The 18,827-nt window shown below is 58.4% G+C and carries 14 protein-coding genes; 7 read left to right on the plus strand and 7 right to left on the minus strand.

Annotated elements, in window-relative coordinates:
• Positions 1 to 90: 90 nt before the first annotated feature.
• Entirely contained in the window at positions 91 to 762 is a 672-nt protein-coding gene (gene lexA, locus QWU43_RS02890) for a transcriptional repressor LexA (protein ID WP_370914014.1), read from the minus strand.
• 546 nt (positions 763 to 1,308) lie between these two features.
• Between lexA and QWU43_RS02895 the strand changes: the two genes are divergently transcribed.
• Positions 1,309 to 1,518 (plus strand): hypothetical protein, encoded by a 210-nt coding sequence (locus QWU43_RS02895; RefSeq protein WP_370917073.1) that lies wholly within the window; start codon positions 1,309 to 1,311, stop codon positions 1,516 to 1,518.
• A gap of 92 nt (positions 1,519 to 1,610) precedes the next feature.
• Positions 1,611 to 2,066, plus strand: coding sequence for a transcriptional regulator NrdR (gene nrdR, locus QWU43_RS02900; protein WP_370914016.1), 456 nt, complete (start codon positions 1,611 to 1,613; stop codon positions 2,064 to 2,066).
• 27 nt (positions 2,067 to 2,093) lie between these two features.
• Here the strand turns inward: nrdR and hrpA are convergent, their stop codons facing one another.
• Together hrpA and QWU43_RS02910 are read right to left on the minus strand one after the other, a co-directional pair.
• Positions 2,094 to 6,014 (minus strand): ATP-dependent RNA helicase HrpA, encoded by a 3,921-nt coding sequence (hrpA, locus tag QWU43_RS02905; RefSeq protein WP_370917074.1) that lies wholly within the window; start codon positions 6,012 to 6,014, stop codon positions 2,094 to 2,096.
• Between the two features lie 87 nt (positions 6,015 to 6,101).
• On the minus strand, positions 6,102 to 7,076 hold the full coding sequence (locus tag QWU43_RS02910) for a hydrogen peroxide-inducible genes activator (protein ID WP_370917075.1): 975 nt from the start codon (positions 7,074 to 7,076) through the stop codon (positions 6,102 to 6,104).
• Between the two features lie 170 nt (positions 7,077 to 7,246).
• Between QWU43_RS02910 and QWU43_RS02915 the strand changes: the two genes are divergently transcribed.
• The 4 genes from QWU43_RS02915 to QWU43_RS02930 all read left to right on the plus strand — a co-directional run bounded on the left by QWU43_RS02915 (position 7,247) and on the right by QWU43_RS02930 (position 11,649).
• Entirely contained in the window at positions 7,247 to 7,843 is a 597-nt protein-coding gene (locus tag QWU43_RS02915; RefSeq protein WP_370914019.1) for a peroxiredoxin, read from the plus strand.
• The gene (locus QWU43_RS02920; RefSeq protein ID WP_370914020.1) at positions 7,844 to 8,368 is read left to right on the plus strand and encodes a carboxymuconolactone decarboxylase family protein; all 525 of its coding nucleotides are present in this window, start codon (positions 7,844 to 7,846) and stop codon (positions 8,366 to 8,368) included. It abuts the gene before it with no gap.
• Between the two features lie 204 nt (positions 8,369 to 8,572).
• Positions 8,573 to 9,229, plus strand: coding sequence for a response regulator (locus QWU43_RS02925; RefSeq protein WP_370914021.1), 657 nt, complete (start codon positions 8,573 to 8,575; stop codon positions 9,227 to 9,229).
• A 218-nt stretch (positions 9,230 to 9,447) separates the two neighbouring features.
• Positions 9,448 to 11,649 (plus strand): ATP-binding protein, encoded by a 2,202-nt coding sequence (locus tag QWU43_RS02930; RefSeq protein ID WP_370917076.1) that lies wholly within the window; start codon positions 9,448 to 9,450, stop codon positions 11,647 to 11,649.
• Here the strand turns inward: QWU43_RS02930 and QWU43_RS02935 are convergent.
• Together QWU43_RS02935 and QWU43_RS02940 are read right to left on the minus strand one after the other, a co-directional pair.
• The gene (locus QWU43_RS02935) at positions 11,646 to 14,186 is read right to left on the minus strand and encodes a DEAD/DEAH box helicase (RefSeq protein WP_370914295.1); all 2,541 of its coding nucleotides are present in this window, start codon (positions 14,184 to 14,186) and stop codon (positions 11,646 to 11,648) included. The genes QWU43_RS02930 and QWU43_RS02935 overlap by 4 nt on opposite strands.
• A 46-nt stretch (positions 14,187 to 14,232) precedes the next feature.
• On the minus strand, positions 14,233 to 15,240 hold the full coding sequence (locus QWU43_RS02940) for a PAC2 family protein (RefSeq protein ID WP_370914023.1): 1,008 nt from the start codon (positions 15,238 to 15,240) through the stop codon (positions 14,233 to 14,235).
• A gap of 360 nt (positions 15,241 to 15,600) precedes the next feature.
• Between QWU43_RS02940 and QWU43_RS02945 the strand changes: the two genes are divergently transcribed.
• Positions 15,601 to 16,644: a DUF4192 domain-containing protein gene (locus QWU43_RS02945; RefSeq protein ID WP_370917077.1), complete on the plus strand. Its 1,044-nt coding sequence runs from the start codon at positions 15,601 to 15,603 to the stop codon at positions 16,642 to 16,644.
• A 56-nt stretch (positions 16,645 to 16,700) separates the two neighbouring features.
• On the opposite strand, the gene QWU43_RS02950 is transcribed toward QWU43_RS02945, so the two are convergent.
• Entirely contained in the window at positions 16,701 to 17,384 is a 684-nt protein-coding gene (locus QWU43_RS02950; protein WP_370914025.1) for an iron dependent repressor, metal binding and dimerization domain protein, read from the minus strand.
• Positions 17,385 to 17,767: 383 nt separating this feature from the next.
• Positions 17,768 to 18,757: a sigma-70 family RNA polymerase sigma factor gene (locus tag QWU43_RS02955; RefSeq protein ID WP_370914026.1), complete on the minus strand. Its 990-nt coding sequence runs from the start codon at positions 18,755 to 18,757 to the stop codon at positions 17,768 to 17,770.
• Positions 18,758 to 18,827 lie beyond the last annotated feature (70 nt).

Consider the following 18,827-nt stretch of genomic DNA (forward strand, 5'->3'; position numbering starts at 1 on the left):
GATCGGAGAAACAGACACTAACCCCCCGATCGTGTGTAGCGGTCGGGAGAGGGGGAGCATCGAATGCAGCGTCTTACAGTGCTCTACGGGTCAGAGCTTGCGGATAACGGAGACCACTTTACCCATGATCTCCGCGTCGTCACCGTTGATCGGAGAAAAGGCGTCGTTTCGGGGGAGTAGCCAGACTCCGGAAGCGTCGCGGTGGAACTCCTTGACAGTTGCCTCCCCGTCAATCATTGCTGCGACGATCTCGCCTTGTTCCGCCACGGGTTGCCTGCGAATAATCACCCAGTCCCCATCAAGAATCGCCGCGTCACGCATGGACTCACCCACTACTTCAAGCATGAAGAGCTCGCCTCCACCCACGAATTCGGTGGGGAGCGGGTAGTACTCCTGGATATTCTGTTCCGCGAGGATCGGGCTGCCTGCGGCGATAGCCCCCAGTGCCGGAATCATACTCGTTTGCGCCTGTTCGCCGTTGTCCGGATGCCCGATCTTCTTCCGCCGTTGCTTCGTCGGGCCAGGCATGTGACGCACGTCGACGGCGCGTGGTTTGTTGGGGTCGCGCCGGAGAAAGCCCTTCTTCTCCAGTTCTTTCAACTGATAGGCCACCGATGACGTGGACTGCAGCCCAGCCGCGTCACCGATCTCCCTGATGCTCGGTGGATATCCCCGGAGCACCACAGCATCCCGGATGACTTCGAGGATCCGGCGCTGACGGGGGGAGAGCTGGGACGGATCTGGTTTGTTGACTGTGGGCATCGGGACTCCTGGTCTGTTCTGTCGGGATGGATTTTCCGCACCGTGGTGGCTGGGCAGACCATCGGGTGTGGGATCTTTGGGCTTCGACCTCTGGAAGATCCCCGAGATCACCCGTGTTGCACCAGCCGGAAAGGCGGGTCATTTCCGGGGCTCTGGGAATGGTTGAACTGTTCGGTATCGCAGCGTGGATGCTGCACCCCACACTACATAATTTCGAACGATTGTAACACGGGTGTTCGAAAATCATCTTCAAGCTCTGGACAACGTTACGGCGAGATGTTATAAATCGAACATAGGGTCGACATAGAACATGTGGGCGACGTCGGTGTTCGATTGCTCCAATGTCGAAAATCAGTTGTTTTCAGTGCTGGAGGTTTAAAAATGAAGGTGAAGAACGGCATGATTCATGCAGGTAAATATGCTTTTCCGTCGCACAGTACTTCTGCTGCTCCCGTCTCGGTCTGGAGTGGGGGTTGTCGTTCGTTGGGGTCCTCGTCTGGCTACAGTGTTCGAAAAAATCGATCTGATTTTAGAACATCCTGGCCAATGGGAGAGTTGCATGACGAGGGGGTGGAACCAGGCAGCGGCTGGGCCGTGGGGCGTGATGTTGAGCGGGGTGCCGCTCTTCGCACTTACGCTGCTGGAGCACTCGTCGGTGGTGCGTTGTTTTTCGGTCTGCTCATCGCGGTGCCTGATGGCGGTGAGCCATCGGTCCAAGTGCCGCACTCGACGACAACCGTCATTTCGGGGCGTTGAGGTTCGATGGCGGATCGCCGGTCATCGGTGCGGGCATTAGACTGGAGAACGCCGGTCTGGTCCGGAGCCCCGAGTTTGATGAGGATGACACTGTGCACTGCCCCTTCTGCCACCAGTCCACTTCCCGAGTGATCGACTCGCGCACAATTGATGGAGGATCTGCAGTGAGGCGCCGACGGGAATGTAGTAACTGTCATGGGCGCTTCACCACCGTCGAAAAGGCCGTTTTGATGGTTGTAAAACGGAATGGAGTGTCTGAGCCGTTTAGCCGGGAGAAAGTCATCACAGGTGTTCGCCGCGCATGTCAGGGACGGGACGTTTCGGATGACGCGTTAAAACGTCTCGCCCAACAGGTTGAGGAGACAGTTCGTCAGCACGGCAGCTCACAGGTTCCTGCGAACACCATTGGACTGGCTATCCTCAAACCGTTGCGGGAACTGGATGAGGTTGCTTATCTTCGGTTTGCATCGGTCTACAAGTCGTTCGAGTCTGCCGGAGATTTCGAATCAGAGATCAGGTTGATGCGCCGCCGATCACGAGAACATTGACATCGACCGGGGCGATGGGACGTTTCATCACCGTAGTGCATCAACCGCTTTCTGGATACGTCGGAAACTGATCGGGTGCGGAGTGCCCAGGCGCTGTGCGAACAAGCTCACCCGGAGTTCCTGGATCATCCACCGGACTTCTTTCGCCTCAGATGCTCTGGCTCGGCCTGGGGGGAGCTTCTTCAATTTCGCTTCGAGATAATCGACTGCCGACTCCACGGTATCCTGATTATCCGCATCCCGATCGGGGTCGTGTCCCATGGCGTCGAGTCGGATCGCCATTGCCTGAAGATAACGCGGTAGGTGCCGCAAATGACGGATGCCATGTATGGAAACCGCATTCTGAGGGAGCAGGAAGTCGAGCTGAGCACGCATGTCATCTATTGCGTCACCGGACCATTCGGACAATTCATCCTTGACCCGGTGATAATCAACTAGACCAGGTGCCAGACTTGTAACAATCTCACGGACCGTACGCGGTATCTCGGGTGCAATCCGGGCGACGAGATCTCGGAACGCTGAGGGGGTACGGACTGGGCCCCCCGCGGCAATCAGAGTGTCCCTGATTGCCGCGATTCGGGCGTCGTTGATGAGTCCGTCGGCGCCTCCATGAGGATAGTTCTCCACCGCGACTCTTTGTCTGAGGGGTAGTCCCTTGAGCATCTGTTTTGTCGGGACCCGGATCTCTCGCATTAGCAAAGTGAGGGTGGCGGTGAGCATGGAGGAATCCGCTGCTTGTCTCGTCGGCATCACACGCACCGCAACCCCGTCGGGGACCGCGACGAGTGCCGGGTATGCGGTCACCTCCTGGCCGTCGACTCTGGTCTGGATCTCCGATGCGACTTCTCCGATGCTGACTTCGTCCCAGCTCTTGGAGATAGCACGCTGGATGTCCTCACTGACTCGGTTGACGGACGCGGTGATCTGTTCAGCGTTACGATGCTTGAGGGATTTGAGATCCCGATCTCTATCGATGACGTCTCCGCGTTTGTCGACAGCAGCGTAACTGATACGAAGATGTTCTGGGAGTTTCTGGGGACGGAAATCGGTGTCATTGATACCGGTTCCTCCGAGTTGTCTGAGAGCATTCGCGAGTTGCGTGTAGAGACTCCCTTTGTACGGCTCGAGAAGAGGTATCGCGCGTTCGGCGAAATCCGGGGCAGGTACAACCGTCCGGCGCAGTGCTTTCGGGAGCGTTCTGATGAGTTCGGTCACGAGCTCGCGTCGGACACCGGGAACAAGCCAATCGAAGCCGTCATCGGAGACGCCGGCGAGTAGCGGTACCGGAATACGGACGGTGACACCGTCATCCGAGGCGCCGGGTTCGAAATGGTAGGTGAGGGCGTAGTTGATATTCCCCTGCCTCCAGAAATCCGGGAATGCTTCTTCACTGACATCGTGAGCTTCTTCGTTGATGAGAGCATCGGGGTCGAAATCGAGGAAATCAGGGGTGTCCCGCTGCTTCTTCTTCCACCATGAGTCAAAGGTTCTCCCAGTGGTCACGGTGTCCGGGATACGTGCATCATAGAAGCCGAAGAGCGTGTCTTCGTCGACTACGATGTCGCGGCGCCTCGCTTTATCCTCGAGTTCCGCTGCGTCGTCGAGCATCGCACGATTGTCGTGGAAGAACCGGTGGTGCGTCGTCCAATCGCCTTCGATGAGTGCATGCCGGACGAACATGTCTCTCGCTGCACCCGGATCAACCCGGTGATAGGTAACTGTACGGTCGGCGATGATCGTCACGCCGTAGAGAGTTGATTTCTGGTGCACCATCGCTGCGGTCCGCTTCGCTGACCAAAAGGGCTCGGAATACGAGTGCCTGAGCAGATGCGGTGCTGTGCGTTCCACCATCTCGGGTTCGATGCGGGCAGCGTCGCGGGCCCACAACCTTGAGGTCTCGACCAGTTCTGCTGCCATGACGAACTGAGGTGGTTTCTTTGCCAGAGCAGACCCTGGGAAGATCATGAATTTGGTACCTCGTGCCCCCTGGAACTCGCGGGAATCACCGATCCGCATCCCGATGTGGGAGAGGAGACCTGAAAGAAGTGCGGTGTGGATGGATTCGGTATCCGTCTTCGTGGCGACATCCGTGTTTGCGATCCACCCGAATTGTGTTGAGATAGTCCGGAGTTGGCGGACCAGATCAAACCATTCCCGGATGCGGACATAGTGGAGGAACTCGCTCTTCATCCGTTTACGGAAGGCGTTCCCCGTCAATTCGTTGCGGGTTTCATGGAGATAGTCCCACAGTTTGAGATAACCGAGAAAATCTGATCCGGTATCCTTGAATCTTGCGTGTGCCTGATCAGCCTGAGCCTGGTGATCGAGTGGACGTTCCCGGACATCCTGGATGGTCATGGCTGCGACGATGACGAGGACGTTGTGGAGACATCCGAGCCGTTCTGCCTCGACGAGCATACGGGCCATTCTTGGATCGACGGGGATACGTGCGAGCTGCCGACCCACCGGAGTGAGTTGCGGAGCACCGTTGTCCTCGCCATCGGCGAGTGCGCCAAGTTCGTGTAGGAGAAGCAGACCATCACGAACAGCCCGATTGTCCGGTGGTTGGATAAACGGGAACTCAGTGATGTCTCCGAGTCTGAGTGCCGCCATTTGGAGGATGACGCTGGCTAGATTTGTCCGGAGAATCTCTGGGTCGGTGAATTCCGGGCGTGATGTGAAATCTTCCTCGGAGTACAACCGGATGGCGACGCCATCCGCGATGCGGCCGCAGCGCCCGGAACGTTGTTTCGCCGACGCTTGCGAGATGGGTTCGATCGGGAGACGTTGGACCTTGGTGCGGGCTGAATACCTGGAGATACGGGCGAGCCCGGTGTCCACCACGTAGTGGATTCCCGGTACCGTGAGGGAGGTCTCTGCGATGTTGGTGGCGAGGACGATACGCCGACCTCGATGGCTGGAGAACGCTCGGTGCTGCTCCGCGTTGGAAAGGCGCCCGAACAAAGGCGTTACCTCGACCCCCCGCCAGCGCCGTCCCTCGATAGTTTCCATCGCATCGCGGATGTCGCTTTCGCCAGCGAAGAAACAGAGAATGTCCCCTGGGCCGATGGCCATGAGTTCTTCGAGGGCTTCCACCAGACCGTCCAGGGGATCCTGATCGATGACTTTCCCCTCGACTTCGAACTCAAGGGGGCGGTAGCGGATCTCAACGGGGAACGTCCTTCCGGAGACCTCGATGATCGGGGCGGGATTGCCCTTGGCATCGCAGAAATGCTTGGCGAAGGCCTCTGGAGCGATGGTCGCCGAGGTCACTATAATCTTGAGATCCGGTCGTTTGGGAAGAAGCTGTTTGAGATATCCCATCAAGAAGTCGATGTTGAGGCTCCGCTCATGAGCCTCGTCGATGATGATGGTGTCGTAGGCGTTGAGGTACCGATCGCGTTGCATCTCCGCCAGGAGAATACCGTCGGTCATGAGTTTCACTGACGTGGATGCTGAGACTCTGTCATCGAAACGGATCGCATAGCCGATCGCCTCGCCTACTGTTTGACCGAGTTCGTCGGCGATGCGTTCGGCGACGGTTCGTGCGGCCAAGCGACGTGGTTGGGTGTGTCCGATAAGTCCGCGACGGCCGCGCCCGAGATCCAGACAGATTTTCGGGATCTGGGTAGTTTTTCCCGAACCCGTCTCGCCAGCGATGATCACCACCTGGTTGTCGCGGATCGCGGCGGCGATGTCATCGCGGCGTGCGGTGACGGGTAGTTGCTCGGGGTAGGTGATCTTCGGGATCACGGCCCGTCGGGTCGCTAGTCTGATGCGTGCCGTATCGATGTCTCGTGCGATGGACAGGAGGGCTTTGACGGAACGGGCCTTATGAAGGCGTCGGCGGAACGTACGCTCGTCGGCTATCGTCACCTCATCGAGGCGCCTGAGGAGCTCCTTTTTTGATGGAGGGGTGGCGTGGGAGTTGGAATCAGTCGTTGTCATCACTAGCCGTTCATCTTAACCGGGGCATGCGGTGGGAGTGTGGTTGGTTACGAATGCGCGACTGTCGACGCTTTTGGAGTCCGTAATTCAGAGCGCAGAAGGGACCATAGAAGGGAAGGGAGATTCCGAGATGGTTTCCCGGTATGCCGAGCGGACTATATCTCCGAGCTGATGGAACTCGTCTCGTCTGGCGGAAGAGGAACGGTAAGCGAGACCGATTGTTCGGTGGGCGTCCACCCCTGGTCCGAAGCGGGCGACCGACAGGCCTGGGCGGTTGCATTCGAAGGGAACTGAGCTAACTGGGACAAGTGTGCTTCCGAGTCCCCCGGCGACGCACTGCATCACCGTCGACAGACTTGCTGCTCGTGTGGTAGCGGCGCCGGGGCCGGTGGGAGTGGGGGAGAGGTCACGATTCTGGCAGAGGTTGATGATCTGATCTCGGAGACAGTGACCGTCATCGAGAAGGAGCAGATCGAGTTTCTTTAACTCAGAGAGAGTTATGTCAGCTCGCCCCGCCATCGGGGATGAGGACGGGACGACGATCGCGAATTCCTCGTCGTAGAGAGGCGTCGCGGTGAGTCCGCTCGCAGTGACGGGGAGCGCGACAACGGCGCAGTCGATCTGTCCGTCCCGTAGCTGCTCGAGCAGGTGTCTCGTCTGGTCCTCGATGATGCACGGTTGGAGGTCAGGTAGTTCCGATGCGACGTGGTGGAGAAGATTCGGGAGAATGTAGGGGGCTACGGTGGGAATCATCCCGAGTGTCAGCGGCCCGGCGAGGCTTCCGCAGGCACCCCGCGCCATGGCGAGGAAGGTTTCGGCCGCGTCCAGGGTTTCTTTCGCAGAAGGCAGTAGCTTCTCGCCTGTCGGTGTGACGATGACCTTGCGTGTGGAACGCTCGATCAACTGCACTCCGAGTCCGGTCTCGAGCGCGACGAGTGCCTGGGATAAGCTCGGCTGCGAGATGGATAATTTCGCCGCCGCCGTGCCGAAGTGGCGGTTTTCGGCGATGGTGACGAATGTGCGTAACTGGGCCAACGTTGGGCGGTACTCTTTATTGCTCACACCTATCACTATATATCAGGATTTTTAGTTAAACCTTTTGACGTCCGTGTGCGACAGGGGCATACTCGAAGGTATCCGGTCGTGGTACCGAAGGATGGGGCCGTCGAGCGGACGAAAGGCGTGTCACATACCCGTCTATCTTCAAATGAACCATCACCAGGAGGCTTTACATGGCACTACTAACCATCGGCGACAAATTCCCGGAGTTTTCGCTCACTGCGCTCAAAGGTGGTGATCTTCACGATGTGAAGGCCAACCAGCCGGAAGACTATTTTGAGACCATCACCCATGAGTCTTTCGAGGGTAAGTGGAAGGTCGTCTTCTTCTATCCGAAGGACTTTACGTTTGTCTGCCCGACAGAGATCGCGGCTTTTGGAAAACTTGATGAGGAGTTCCAGGATCGGGACACTCAGATTCTGGGCGGTTCCGGTGACAATGAGTTTTCCCACTTCAACTGGCGTGCTACGCATCCCGAGCTGAAGACTGTTCCATTCCCTATGTTCGCCGACATTCGTCACGACCTCATGCGTGCCCTCGGGGTCGAGAATGCTGAGGGGGTGGCGGACCGCGCCACTTTCATCGTCGACCCGGACGGCATCATCCAGTTTGTCTCGGCAACTCCGGATGCTGTTGGTCGTAACGTCGATGAGATCCTCCGCGTGCTCGATGCTCTGCAGTCCGAAGAAGTCTGCGCCTGTAACTGGCAGAAGAATGATCCCACGAAGACCATCGACAAGATGGATGTCCTGAAGGAGGAACTGAAGTAAATGTCGATCGATAACCTGAAATCCGGTCTGCCCGAATACGCCAAAGATCTCAAACTCAATCTCAGTAGTCTGGCTCGTAGCACTGAGCTCAGTGAGCAGCAGCTCTGGGGTACGTTCCTAGCTTGCGCTGCGGCAACACGGAACGACACCGTCTTCTCCGAGATCTCCGAGGAAGCATCGAATCATCTTTCCGATGAGGCAGTGGGAGCGGCTCTCGGTGCCGCGTCGATTATGGCGATGAATAATGTGGCCTACCGTGCCAAGGAATTCCTTGGTGATGATTACACACAGGTGAAGATGGGGCTGCGTATGAACATCATCGCCAAGCCCGGGGTAGATAAGGTTGATTTCGAGCTGTGGTCGCTCGCTGTCTCGACGATCAATGGTTGCCCCGACTGCACCATGGCGCATGACAGGACCGTTCGCGGTGAGGGGCTGACTAAGGAACAGGTATTTGAGGCGGTCAAGATTGCCGCGACCGTTTCTGGTGTTGCCCAGGCTGTGCAGATTGAGGCGGCTCGCTAGGGAACCCGGTTCACGGTTTCCGCCGCCCAGTAGTTGAAGATCCCCGATTTCACCCGATTTTCCTGGTGGAGGCGGGGATTTTCCGTGTCTGGTGAGGGTGTTCTCTGGATGACGGTGCGATGCGATTATCGGGCGAACCCGTGCGGGGGTGTTTTGACGGGAACACTGGAGTATTTCTGTATTAAAACTACTACTCTGTCATTTATGTTGATCAATGTCGCTGCAGTTGATGACCACGAAGTCGCCTTAGTCGGAATCCGGACAGTTCTGATGGACTCGGGGGAGTGCAACCTGATAGGGGGGTTTCCGAATGTTGATGCCCTCCTGGAGTGCCTCGATCAACCGGAGGCGCCGTCTGTTGATATTGTCCTGCTGGATCTCCGGCTCGGAGACTCCTCTGACCCATACAAGAACGTGGTACGGCTTCGTGAACGCGGACTCAAGGTCCTCGTGTTTTCTGCTATGGAGAGTCCTTTCTATATGCGTCGGGCACTGTTGGCCGACGTCAACGGGATGGTGCAGAAGTCGGTTGACACGGTGGAGCTCGTTGAGGCCATCAGAACTGCCGCAGCCGGAGACACCTATGCCACCAGTGACTGGGCGTCGCTGATCGAATCCGATCCACTCGCAGAGGCAATTGACCTCACTGATCGACAGCGGGAAATCCTCGTTCTCTACGCCAGCGGTATGACAGCCGATTCCGTGGCCCGCGCGATCGGTCTCAAGCCCCCGACGGTCCAGGATCACCTGAACCGGATACGTCGGAAGTACGTGGATGCAGGGCGTCGTGCGGGCAGTAAAGTCGAACTTTTATACCGTGCTCAGCAGGACGGCTACATTCGTGGTCCCTTGGACCACTGACGTGAACCATGCGACCCTTATCTTCCGGCGGTACTAGGTGGACCCCTCGGAGTACCGCCCCGTCAGCGTCGCATTCGGAGGGTGATTCTCCCGAGCTGCCGGAAGAACTCTTCGTATCCGCTCCCGCACGCCGTGGGAGTTGGATTCCCGAGGAATTCCTCGCCAGTCTCGCCCGACACTGGGATGCAGAGGTGTCGGTACTGCGAATAACTGCTCTGGTGACCGGTGTTTCTCTGCTGTTGCATCTGTTGGCCTCATATACGTCGCGCAGCACGATGGGCAGTGGGGGTATCGGTGGTGATCCCGTCGTTGCAGCGGCGTACGTGATCCTGGTGGGCTGTGCCTTCCTCCAATTGGTGGCCTGTTTCTCTGCGCGGGCTTTCATCTATAGGCTCGCCATGGCGGTCGGTGGGGGTGCCTATCTGCTGATGCTGACGGTTGATGTAACCCTGTTTTTCTCTCAGGGTTATTCACGGCTTGAGCCGGTGCACCTGGGGGACTACTGCGGGATTCCGGCGATCATGGTGGCGGCTGCCCTCGGTCTGCCCTGGGGCCTCATGCTCGCACTCGTCATGACTGCGGTTGCAGCAATTGCCAACAACCAGGTCAGCACGCCGGTCCTCCAGGTCTTGTCAGTGGGACACGGTTGGATCGTGCCCCTGCCGTTCTTCGTCGCTTGCACCATGGGGATCAGCGCTGCTCGGCGACTGGATGCCCGGATCAGTCGTGCACACCGGGAGATCCTGTCTGAGCTCCGGTCGCGGGAACTACGCGTGACTGAAGCCCAATTTCTCGCCCACGTCCACGACACGGTTCTCACACTCCTGCGCGCGGTGGCATCCGGAGGCCTCCCCCCGGACAAGGACCTCATCTTGTCCCATCTCGCTCCAGCGGAGGTTCCGGCGACGGATAACGGAATATCCGTAGCCGATGCTGTCCGGATGGTGCGTGAGGTCGTGATGGAAGCTGCTCCAGGCAGTAAGATCATCGTGACTGAGAGTTCATACCCCTCAGGTGGGGGACTGCCCGGTCGGGCGGTCACGGCCATCTGTGGTGCGGTCGGTGAAGCAGCATTGAATTCGATCCGTCATGCGCAGACCGACGACCGGCGCTGCATAATTAGTTTTGACACAATAAAAGGTGAACTCAGCGGGTTCCGGGTCGAATTCATCGATGACGGTATCGGTTTCGATCCTGCTTCCGTTCCGGAGAACCGTGCAGGTGTCCGAGTATCCATTATTAGGCGTGTCGCGGACACCCCCGGGTGCACCGTTGACGTCCACTCCAGGCGTGGCTCGGGTACTCGGGTCACGCTCAGTTGGAGGCATGCTCAAGGCTGTGTCCCAGTGGACGCCGTCGACCAGAAAGAGACTGCTCTGCCTCCGCTGTATCGACTGACCGGCATGTACATCACCCACAGTCTGTGGTTTGCCTTGGTCGCGATCACGGTACTCACCGGTATTTCCCTCGTTGATGAGAGATGCACCCATGGCATCCCGTGGGCGATCGGGATCGCCGCACTGATCGCATCGGTATTCGCGGTGACCTCCGGAAGCACCGAGAAACTGGGGGAGCAGGCCACCGTGATTGTTGCTCTATCCGTCATAATAATGGTCGTAGCAGGGGCGTTCACGGGCACCACCTCCACTTACGCGTGGCCTGCCGGATGGTGGGTCTACGCAACACAGGTTTCGCTGCCGCTGTTGGCGATCAGATGCCGAGCCGTTGTTGCTGTGGCGACGACGTTCGTCTGCGCTGGTCTCGTCCGACTCCTGGCACTAGCCGGTACCGAGGTCCAGGGTGCAGACACGGGCATTCTCATATTCACGGCGACAACCGTCACCGGGGCGTTGGTTCCGTTGCTCGTCCGACGGGCTACTGCAGGATTCCCGGTCGCGGTCGAGGCGACGCGGATACGGAGTGCGGGACTCTCCCTTCATACCACCCGGTCGAGCTACCTCGGAGAGAGCTGCGGGTGGGTCCGGGATCTCGTCCGCATTGTCCTGGAAGACTCACGCCCGGAGGCCGACAGACGGAGAGATGCGAATCTTCTAGAACTACGGCTCCGGGATGCGATCAGATCGCCCTTGCTTGATCGTTCGCAGGTGAACCGGGCCGTCTGGGAGGCCAGATTGAGGGGGGTACGGGTTATGCTTCTCGATGAGAGGTCTGGGGCATCTCCTGTCCAGGGGGTATCCGGAGATTCCCTGGATGCGGAACCCGCCGCGCTTGTCGGGGTTCGTTTGGCCGCTGCTGAGATCATCGATGCAGCAGTCGATGGACAGGTCACCGTCCGGCTACTGCCGGAGGGACGGAAGAACCTCGCGACGATCGTCTCGGAGATCCGCGGGGAGGTTGACTACGTTACGTTCGATCACGACGGCCAGTCCACCACGCGCCACATTCAGGTGGATGATTAATTATACTCCAGAGCAAGCTCTGCGAAGCGGACCTCGCCGGCGGCATCTGAGGCATCCAGGTCAATGGATGCGACAAAGGCGAAGGCGTTGTCTCCCTCGGGGTCCTTGAGTATCTGTCGGACCTTCCACAGTCGGCCCTCCTGGGCCAACCGGAAGAATTCGGGTCCCCGGGCTGCGGGGCCGGTGTCCATGTCCGCGTATTCCTCGAAGTACGCGTCCATACCAGCTCCGAAGTCCGGAGGGGCGTCGAGGTACTCCGTAAATTCCATGAGCTGATCCTCTTTCTCGAATGCGAAGAGCTCCACCAGCCGAAACATGGCGTTGCGTACCATGATCGTGAAAGCCCGACGGTTGGCGGTGAGCGCTGTCGGGTCTTCGACACCGTAGGCCAGCTCGCGCTCCAGGGTTTCCCGGGATACCGGGGAATCCGGATCGGCCATCTGTGCCCATTCATCGACGAGAGAGGAATCGACCTGTCGGATCATCTCACCTAACCAGACAATGATGTCCTCAAGTTCTTCCGTCGTGTGCTCGGGAGGTACTGACTGGCGCAGGGTTCGCCAAGCGTCGGTCAGGTACCTGAGCACCACCCCCTCGCTACGAGCGAGGCCGTAGGTGGCGATGAGATCTGAGAAGGTCATTCCGTGTTCGATCATGTCTCGCACGACCGATTTGGGTCGGAGCTCGAACTCCCGGACCCAGGGATGCCCCTCTGCGTAAGAACCGTAGCCCTTTTCCAACAGCTCATCGAGCGGTTTGGGCCAAGTGATGTCCTCGATGATGGACATCCGCTCGCTGTAATCGACGCCCTCGGACTTCAACGCCGCGATCTCCTCGCCACGTGCGGCCCGTTGTTGGGCGATGAGTAGTTGTCGGGGGTCGTCGAGAATGGACTCAAACACGCTGATCACGTCAAGGACATGGGTGTCTGAGTCCGGATCCAGCAGGTCGAGTGCCGCCAACGCGAAAGGGGCGAGGGGCTGATTGAGAGCAAAATCCCGTTGCAGGTCATGAGTCAGATGCCATCGACGTCCCGTGGAGTCCGGTCCGCCGGGGATACGGTCGACAATGCCCGCAGAGACGAGACCCCGGAACAACTCGATGGCGGTGAGGATGTCTTTGTTCTGTTTTCTGCGGGTGTCATGGTTGTCGCGGAGGAGATGTCGCATGTGTGCGAAGCCGTCACCGGGGCGGGCGATCACGTTGAGGATCATCGAAGTTGATACCCTGAATTGGCTACTCAGGGATTCCGGCTCGGCGGTAGTGAGTCGTTCGTAGGTTTTCTCGGTCCAGCTAACTTCACCGGGACGAGCCGCCTTCTTTCGGAGTTTCTTGAGCTTTTTGGGATCTGTTCCGGCGCGCTGGCGGAGCCGGTAGTTCTCGACCTCGTGCTCCGGTGCCTGAACTACCACATGACCGACTGAGTCGTATCCGGCACGCCCTGCGCGTCCGGCGATCTGATGGAATTCCCGTGACTTGATGATCCGCTGGCTTGTTCCGTCGAACTTCGACAGACCTGTCATGAGTACGGTGCGGATCGGTACGTTGATGCCGACCCCGAGGGTGTCGGTACCACAGATCACCTTGAGCAGTCCGGTCTGGGAGAGTTTTTCCACCAACCGACGGTACTTAGGCAACATTCCGGCGTGATGTACACCAATACCCCGGCGAAGGAGCTTTGACAGCGTCCTTCCGAAGGTTGTGGTGAACCGGAAGGCACCGATCTCTGTGACGATCCGCTCCTTGGTGTCCTTGTCGATGATAGACATCGAGGTGAGTGCCTGTGCTCTCTCGATGGCATCGCGCTGAGTGAAGTGCACCACGTACACTGGTGCCTTGTTTTCCTTGAGGAGCGTCTCGATGGTCTCATGGACTGGTGAATAAACGTAAGAAAAATCCAGCGGTACAGGGCGTTCACTGCCCGAGACAAGCTCGGTGTCCCGCCCCGTGCGTCGGCTGAGGTCCTCCTGCAGCCACGACGTGTCGCCGAGCGTCGCAGACATCAGGAGAAACTGTGCATTCGGCAGTTCAAGCAGTGGTACCTGCCAGGCCCATCCGCGGTCGGGTTCCGAGTAATAGTGGAACTCATCCATCACCACCTGATCAATGTCAGCCTGTGCTCCGTCACGGAGCGCGATATTCGCGACGATTTCAGCCGTCGCACAGATGATCGGTGCGCCGCCGTTCACGGTTGCGTCCCCCGTCATCATTCCGACGGACTCGGGACCGAAGATGTCGCACAGAGCGAAGAACTTCTCACTCACCAATGCCTTGATCGGCGCGGTGTAGAACGTTCTCTGTCCCCGGGCGAGAGCGATGAAGTGCGCGGCGGTGGCGACGAGGGACTTTCCCGATCCAGTCGGGGTGGCAAGGATGACGTTGTTCTCGGCGAGAACACCCAGCGCGGCTTCCTCCTGCGCCGGATATGGGGTGATGCCTTTCTCTCGGGTCCACCCGATGAAGGAATCCCAGATGCAGTCATCAACCAGGGACTCAGGAACATCGGACAGGTCGGGGAGAATCTGGGTCAGGGTCACATCCACCAGCGTAACGGTCTGCCCGTGTGTGGCGCCACGCGCGGCATCAGCGGGACCCGTCCTCCGGTTGTTCCGGGGGTCCGTCACTACCGGGATCCACAGGAGAATCCCCCGGATGTTCGCCGGATGCAGCGTCCGGGTCGTGGACAGACGCCAGATATCTCTCGAATTCCTCGGCTAGTGCATCAGCGTCTGCGGCTTCGGTCTCCCCCGGAAGTAGAACACCGGGATTATCTTCGCGGTATGTCTCCAGCTCCTCGTCGTAGCTCTGTTCCAGGGATTGGACCATACCTGCGATCTCTCCGGAATCATCAACCTGGTCCCGGAGCAGGGTGATCATCCTCGCGGAATCCTGCTCGAGGCTTCCCAGCGGCAGTGAAAGTGATCCCGCCGCTTCTACGGCACGCAGGAGTTTCAGTGTGGCCTCCGGATAATTTGAGGCCGCGATGTAGTGCGGGACATGAGCTGTGAAACCGGCCACTGATCGCCCCTTCGACCCGAGGACGTACTCGAGTTGGAGGGATGCTGAACCAGGTAGCGTCATCTTGCTGTTGACCCGGAAGTGGCGCCGCGTGATGTCCTCCGAATTTCCGTGTGCGGTCACCAGCAATGGCCGGGTGTGTGGCACCGCCATTGGCGCCGAATAGAGGCAGAGTGTCCTGCTGACGTTGAAACGTTCAGAGAGATCGATGACGGCATCGGTGAAGGCATTCCAACGCATGTCCGGCTCCGGTCCTGCCAACAGCAGAAACGGATGCCCCGATGAATCCCGCATTGCATACAACCCGAGTCTGAGCTCGTCCATCCCGACTACCTCATGATTGGAGATCCGCACAGCCGGGCGACGTGAGCGATAGTCGATCAACTCGTCATTGTTGAACGCGGCCACGGGGCTGTTCTCCAGGGAACTCAGAAGATGATGTGCGGAGGAGTCCACAGCTTGGCCTGCGTCTGCGTAGCCCTGAAGAGCGACTACCAGGGTCGTGCCGTCATGGGGTTTCATCTCGGGTGCTGGATACTCCAGTTCATACATGCGACGACTGCTGTCCTGCATGTGCGTTCCTCCTTCGTGCATCGGTGTGCTCATTCTCCAGACCTGGTGAAGAATCGTGGATACTTCACCAGTGGAGGTCGCATCCCCGTCAACAAAGCCCGGGGGGTGAATATTCCACCCAAAATGATGGTGGTTGGTTTCGCCTGCACCACCGCGAGCGACGTTCTCCATCCACTGACGGCCACGGATATCCGGGGATACCCGGAGACAGAGACTGACCCATAAGGATACACCGGATTACCTCCACTTCGTTCTGGGAATGGGCGGTTACCTGTGAACAGGTAACCGATGCCTCTGGTTTACTGACAGCGCCTCCGGGATCTGCCATCAGTGGACGAGAGGAAGAACAACGGTAGATCCATGACACAGACCCTGATGATTCCCGATGACCTGATCGCGAGCATTCCGGCGTTTCTCGGTTTCTACCCGACTGATTCCCTGGTCGTGACCGCGATATTCCCGGAGCCGGATCAGCCCGGAAAATCCCTGGTCGGTCCGATAACCCGGGCGGATCTCGCTGATGATGGTGCGGTAGAAGCCACCTTACTGTCACTCGCTGACATCGGTGTGACTGTCACCTTCGCCTTCTTCGTGGGAGAAGGACCCGGAGGTGAGCGTCCGGGCATTGAGAATGCACACATGCTGTGCAGGAGAGCTGTTCGTCATGGTATCCAGGTACTGGCTGTCTGGTGGGTACCTGAGATCATGTCGGGAGCACCGTTCCGGAAACTGGCGGATAACACTGCCCCGGAGTGGGGTGGGAACCCTACGCTTCGTGCAAACGGTGTACTACCTGACATCGCTACCGGTGCCGCTATGCGTGAACTCATCTCGGGGAGTGGAATGCTCCCAGAATTGAGTCGGGAGGATGCACTCAGCTTCTTCTCATCCGTGGTGTACGGAGATTTCGGGATCGGGGTCGAACGGATGACAATGGAAGCGGAGAAACGGAGCGCCCAGATCGCGGAAGAACTGAGCAGATCAGGCACAGATCAGGCACGTTCGCTATTGAGGGTTATGGTTGGCAGATGGCTGAGTGAACTGCGGGCTTCACCTGCTGGTGACGATGATGTCGGACGTGATGAGGAAGCGCTCTTTTCTGTAGCAGGATTACTCGTCCGCCCTGAGATACGGGATCTTGTTCTTGGAATCGCTTCGGAGGAGCATCATCCTCCGGCTCTCCAGAACGCGATGTTGGTGATTGCTCGGATGTTTCGGGGAACTATCCGGTGTAACGCGCTCTGCGTGTATGCGGTGACGTTGATTGCAGCGGGGAGGACGGCCCGCGTCTGGGCTGCGCTCAGGTGTGCGTATGACGAGGATTCCGGGCACCGACTGACCGGACTTCTGATGGCTGCCTACAGGCGTGGACGATTCGACCTGATTTTGGAGAGCTGTCGGTGAAACGTGTCGGATTGTACCGGGAACCAGGCGTCCGACACGTGCCCCTCCCGCTCCGATCAGTTCAGTCGTTCCAATCGGACGGCATGCCCGAGCTCATGATCGATGGTGACGCTGCGATTCTCTCTGGTGAGAGTGACTTCACCATCGGAGTTGACTGCCTCGACCTCAGAACCGATATTCATACCTGACTCGGTCAGCTCCTTCAATTGGGCCACATTTACCTGAAGAATCTCGTTGTACTGCAGGATACGGCACGGGATGGCTTCCCCGAGAGGGAGGTCACTGGCACGCTCGCCGAACGACATACCCCCGGTGTCCTCCACCCCGAGTTCAACCAGTCCGGGTATGGGATTGCCGAAGGGGGAAGTGTGGAAGCTGTCGAGTACCTCGACGAGGCGACGCTCGACCTCGACACTCATCACATGTTCCCATCGGCAGGCTTCGGCATGCACCTTGAGGATGTCGAGACCGATCATATCGGTCAGCAGGCGTTCAGCGAGTCGGTGCTTGCGCATGACCGCGATGGCTGTGGAACGCCCCTCGTCTGTCATCTTCAGACTTCTGTCTGGTGCGACGTGTACCAACCCGTCACGCTCCATACGGGCAACCGTCTGGCTCACCGTTGGACCGGACTGCTCCAGTCGCTCCGCGATACGAGCGCGTAACGGTACGACGCCTTCCTCCTCCAACTCGTAAATGGTACGGAGATACATTTCGGTGGTGTCGACCAGATCCTTCACGGAGATAACGCCTTTCCTCGGGTTGTTACGTGCCCGCTTAACAAATTAAGTTCGCCGCAACATCATCGAACTCTGTTTCCCGACGGTAGTGCTGGGGTGATACCCGCTCACTGCCGTCGCACTTTGACCAACGCATTAACGACCAACATTGTTCCCGCAGGGCAGGGGAACCACTCGGTGCGACTCCGTCCCCCTATTTCGGGGTAAGATGAGAATGTTGTGGGGGAGACCGGGAAGCGTTTCCAAGATGTGAACAGACAGTTCAAACGGTGTTCAATGGAAACTGGGGTGGGATCCGTTACTGATCAAGTGTACCGTTTTGTTCGGGATCGGGGAGTCGAGAATATCAGATGGTACAGGGCCTTAGCCGACACCAGAAGTGATCAGTTGGCGTAAGCGCGAAGTTTATCCGCCCGCTCGCCATCGCGAAGTTTACTCATGACCTCGCGCTCGATCTGCCGCACACGCTCCCTGGAGAGTCCAAAGCGCCGACCGATCTGGTCAAGCGTCCGTGGAACCCCGTCGTCGAGGCCGTAACGTAGCCGGATGACCTCCTGCTCCCGCACCTCGAGGGAGGCGAGAACCGTGCGGACATCCGAGTGCCGTAGTGACGCCACCACCGCTGCTTCGGCATCGGTGGCGTCCGAATCTTCGATGAAGTCACCCAAAGGTGCTTCCTCGTCAGCGCCGACGGGCATGTCCAGGCTCACCGGATCCCGGGACTGCCGGAGTAGCATCTCAATCTTGGACTCGTCGATGCCGCTTTCCTCCGCGAGCTCTTCGTTCGTCGCCTCTCGACCGAGACTCTGATAGAGCTCCCTTTTGATCCTGGAGAGTTTGTTCACCTGTTCTACGAGGTGGACCGGGAGTCGAATGGTGCGGGATTGATCAGCCATCCCCCGGGTGATGGCCTGTCGAATCCACCAGGTGGCGTAGGTGGAGAACTTGAAGCCCTTGGTGTAATCGAACTTCTCCATGGCGCGAATGAGCCCGAGGTTACCCTCCTGGATGAGATCTAGTAGGGGCATACCACGACCGGTGTAGCGTTTCGCCAAACTGACCACAAGCCGTAGATTGGCTTCAAGCAGGTGGGATCGTGCTTGCTTACCCTGCTTTGAAAGGACCTTGAGATCTCGTTTCATCGCACGGGTGAGCTTCGTGTTTGGATCAGAGAGCAGATGATCAGCGTACAACCCGATCTCGATGGTCTGGGCGAGGTGGACCTCATCCTCGGCGGTCAGGAGCGCCGTTTTTCCGATGCCGTTGAGATAGACGCGGACCAGATCGGCTGACGGATTGTCATTGGTCTGGCCACGGCGTGATCCGCGGTCTGGCTCCTCGACATCGATGTCCTGCGGGGACGTGGTCGTCATACTGGCCTCCTGCTTTCATCGGGTTCTCATTGGTTCAACGGGTGATGCAGCGGGAAAGTTCCCGGGCAGA

The sequence above is a fragment of the Corynebacterium sp. CCM 9204 genome (assembly GCF_041357695.1).
In the GTDB taxonomy this organism is placed as follows: domain Bacteria; phylum Actinomycetota; class Actinomycetes; order Mycobacteriales; family Mycobacteriaceae; genus Corynebacterium.

What these genes read in the sequence shown, in the direction of transcription:
- lexA (WP_370914014.1), bottom strand. Translation starts at nt 762, where the DNA reads ATGCCCACAGTCAACAAACCAGATCCGTCCCAGCTCTCCCCCCGTCAG.
- QWU43_RS02895 (WP_370917073.1), top strand. Translation starts at nt 1,309, where the DNA reads ATGGGAGAGTTGCATGACGAGGGGGTGGAACCAGGCAGCGGCTGGGCC.
- hrpA (WP_370917074.1), bottom strand. Translation starts at nt 6,014, where the DNA reads ATGACAACGACTGATTCCAACTCCCACGCCACCCCTCCATCAAAAAAG.
- QWU43_RS02915 (WP_370914019.1), top strand. Translation starts at nt 7,247, where the DNA reads ATGGCACTACTAACCATCGGCGACAAATTCCCGGAGTTTTCGCTCACT.
- QWU43_RS02920 (WP_370914020.1), top strand. Translation starts at nt 7,844, where the DNA reads ATGTCGATCGATAACCTGAAATCCGGTCTGCCCGAATACGCCAAAGAT.
- QWU43_RS02925 (WP_370914021.1), top strand. Translation starts at nt 8,573, where the DNA reads ATGTTGATCAATGTCGCTGCAGTTGATGACCACGAAGTCGCCTTAGTC.
- QWU43_RS02940 (WP_370914023.1), bottom strand. Translation starts at nt 15,240, where the DNA reads ATGCAGGACAGCAGTCGTCGCATGTATGAACTGGAGTATCCAGCACCC.
- QWU43_RS02945 (WP_370917077.1), top strand. Translation starts at nt 15,601, where the DNA reads ATGACACAGACCCTGATGATTCCCGATGACCTGATCGCGAGCATTCCG.
- QWU43_RS02955 (WP_370914026.1), bottom strand. Translation starts at nt 18,757, where the DNA reads ATGACGACCACGTCCCCGCAGGACATCGATGTCGAGGAGCCAGACCGC.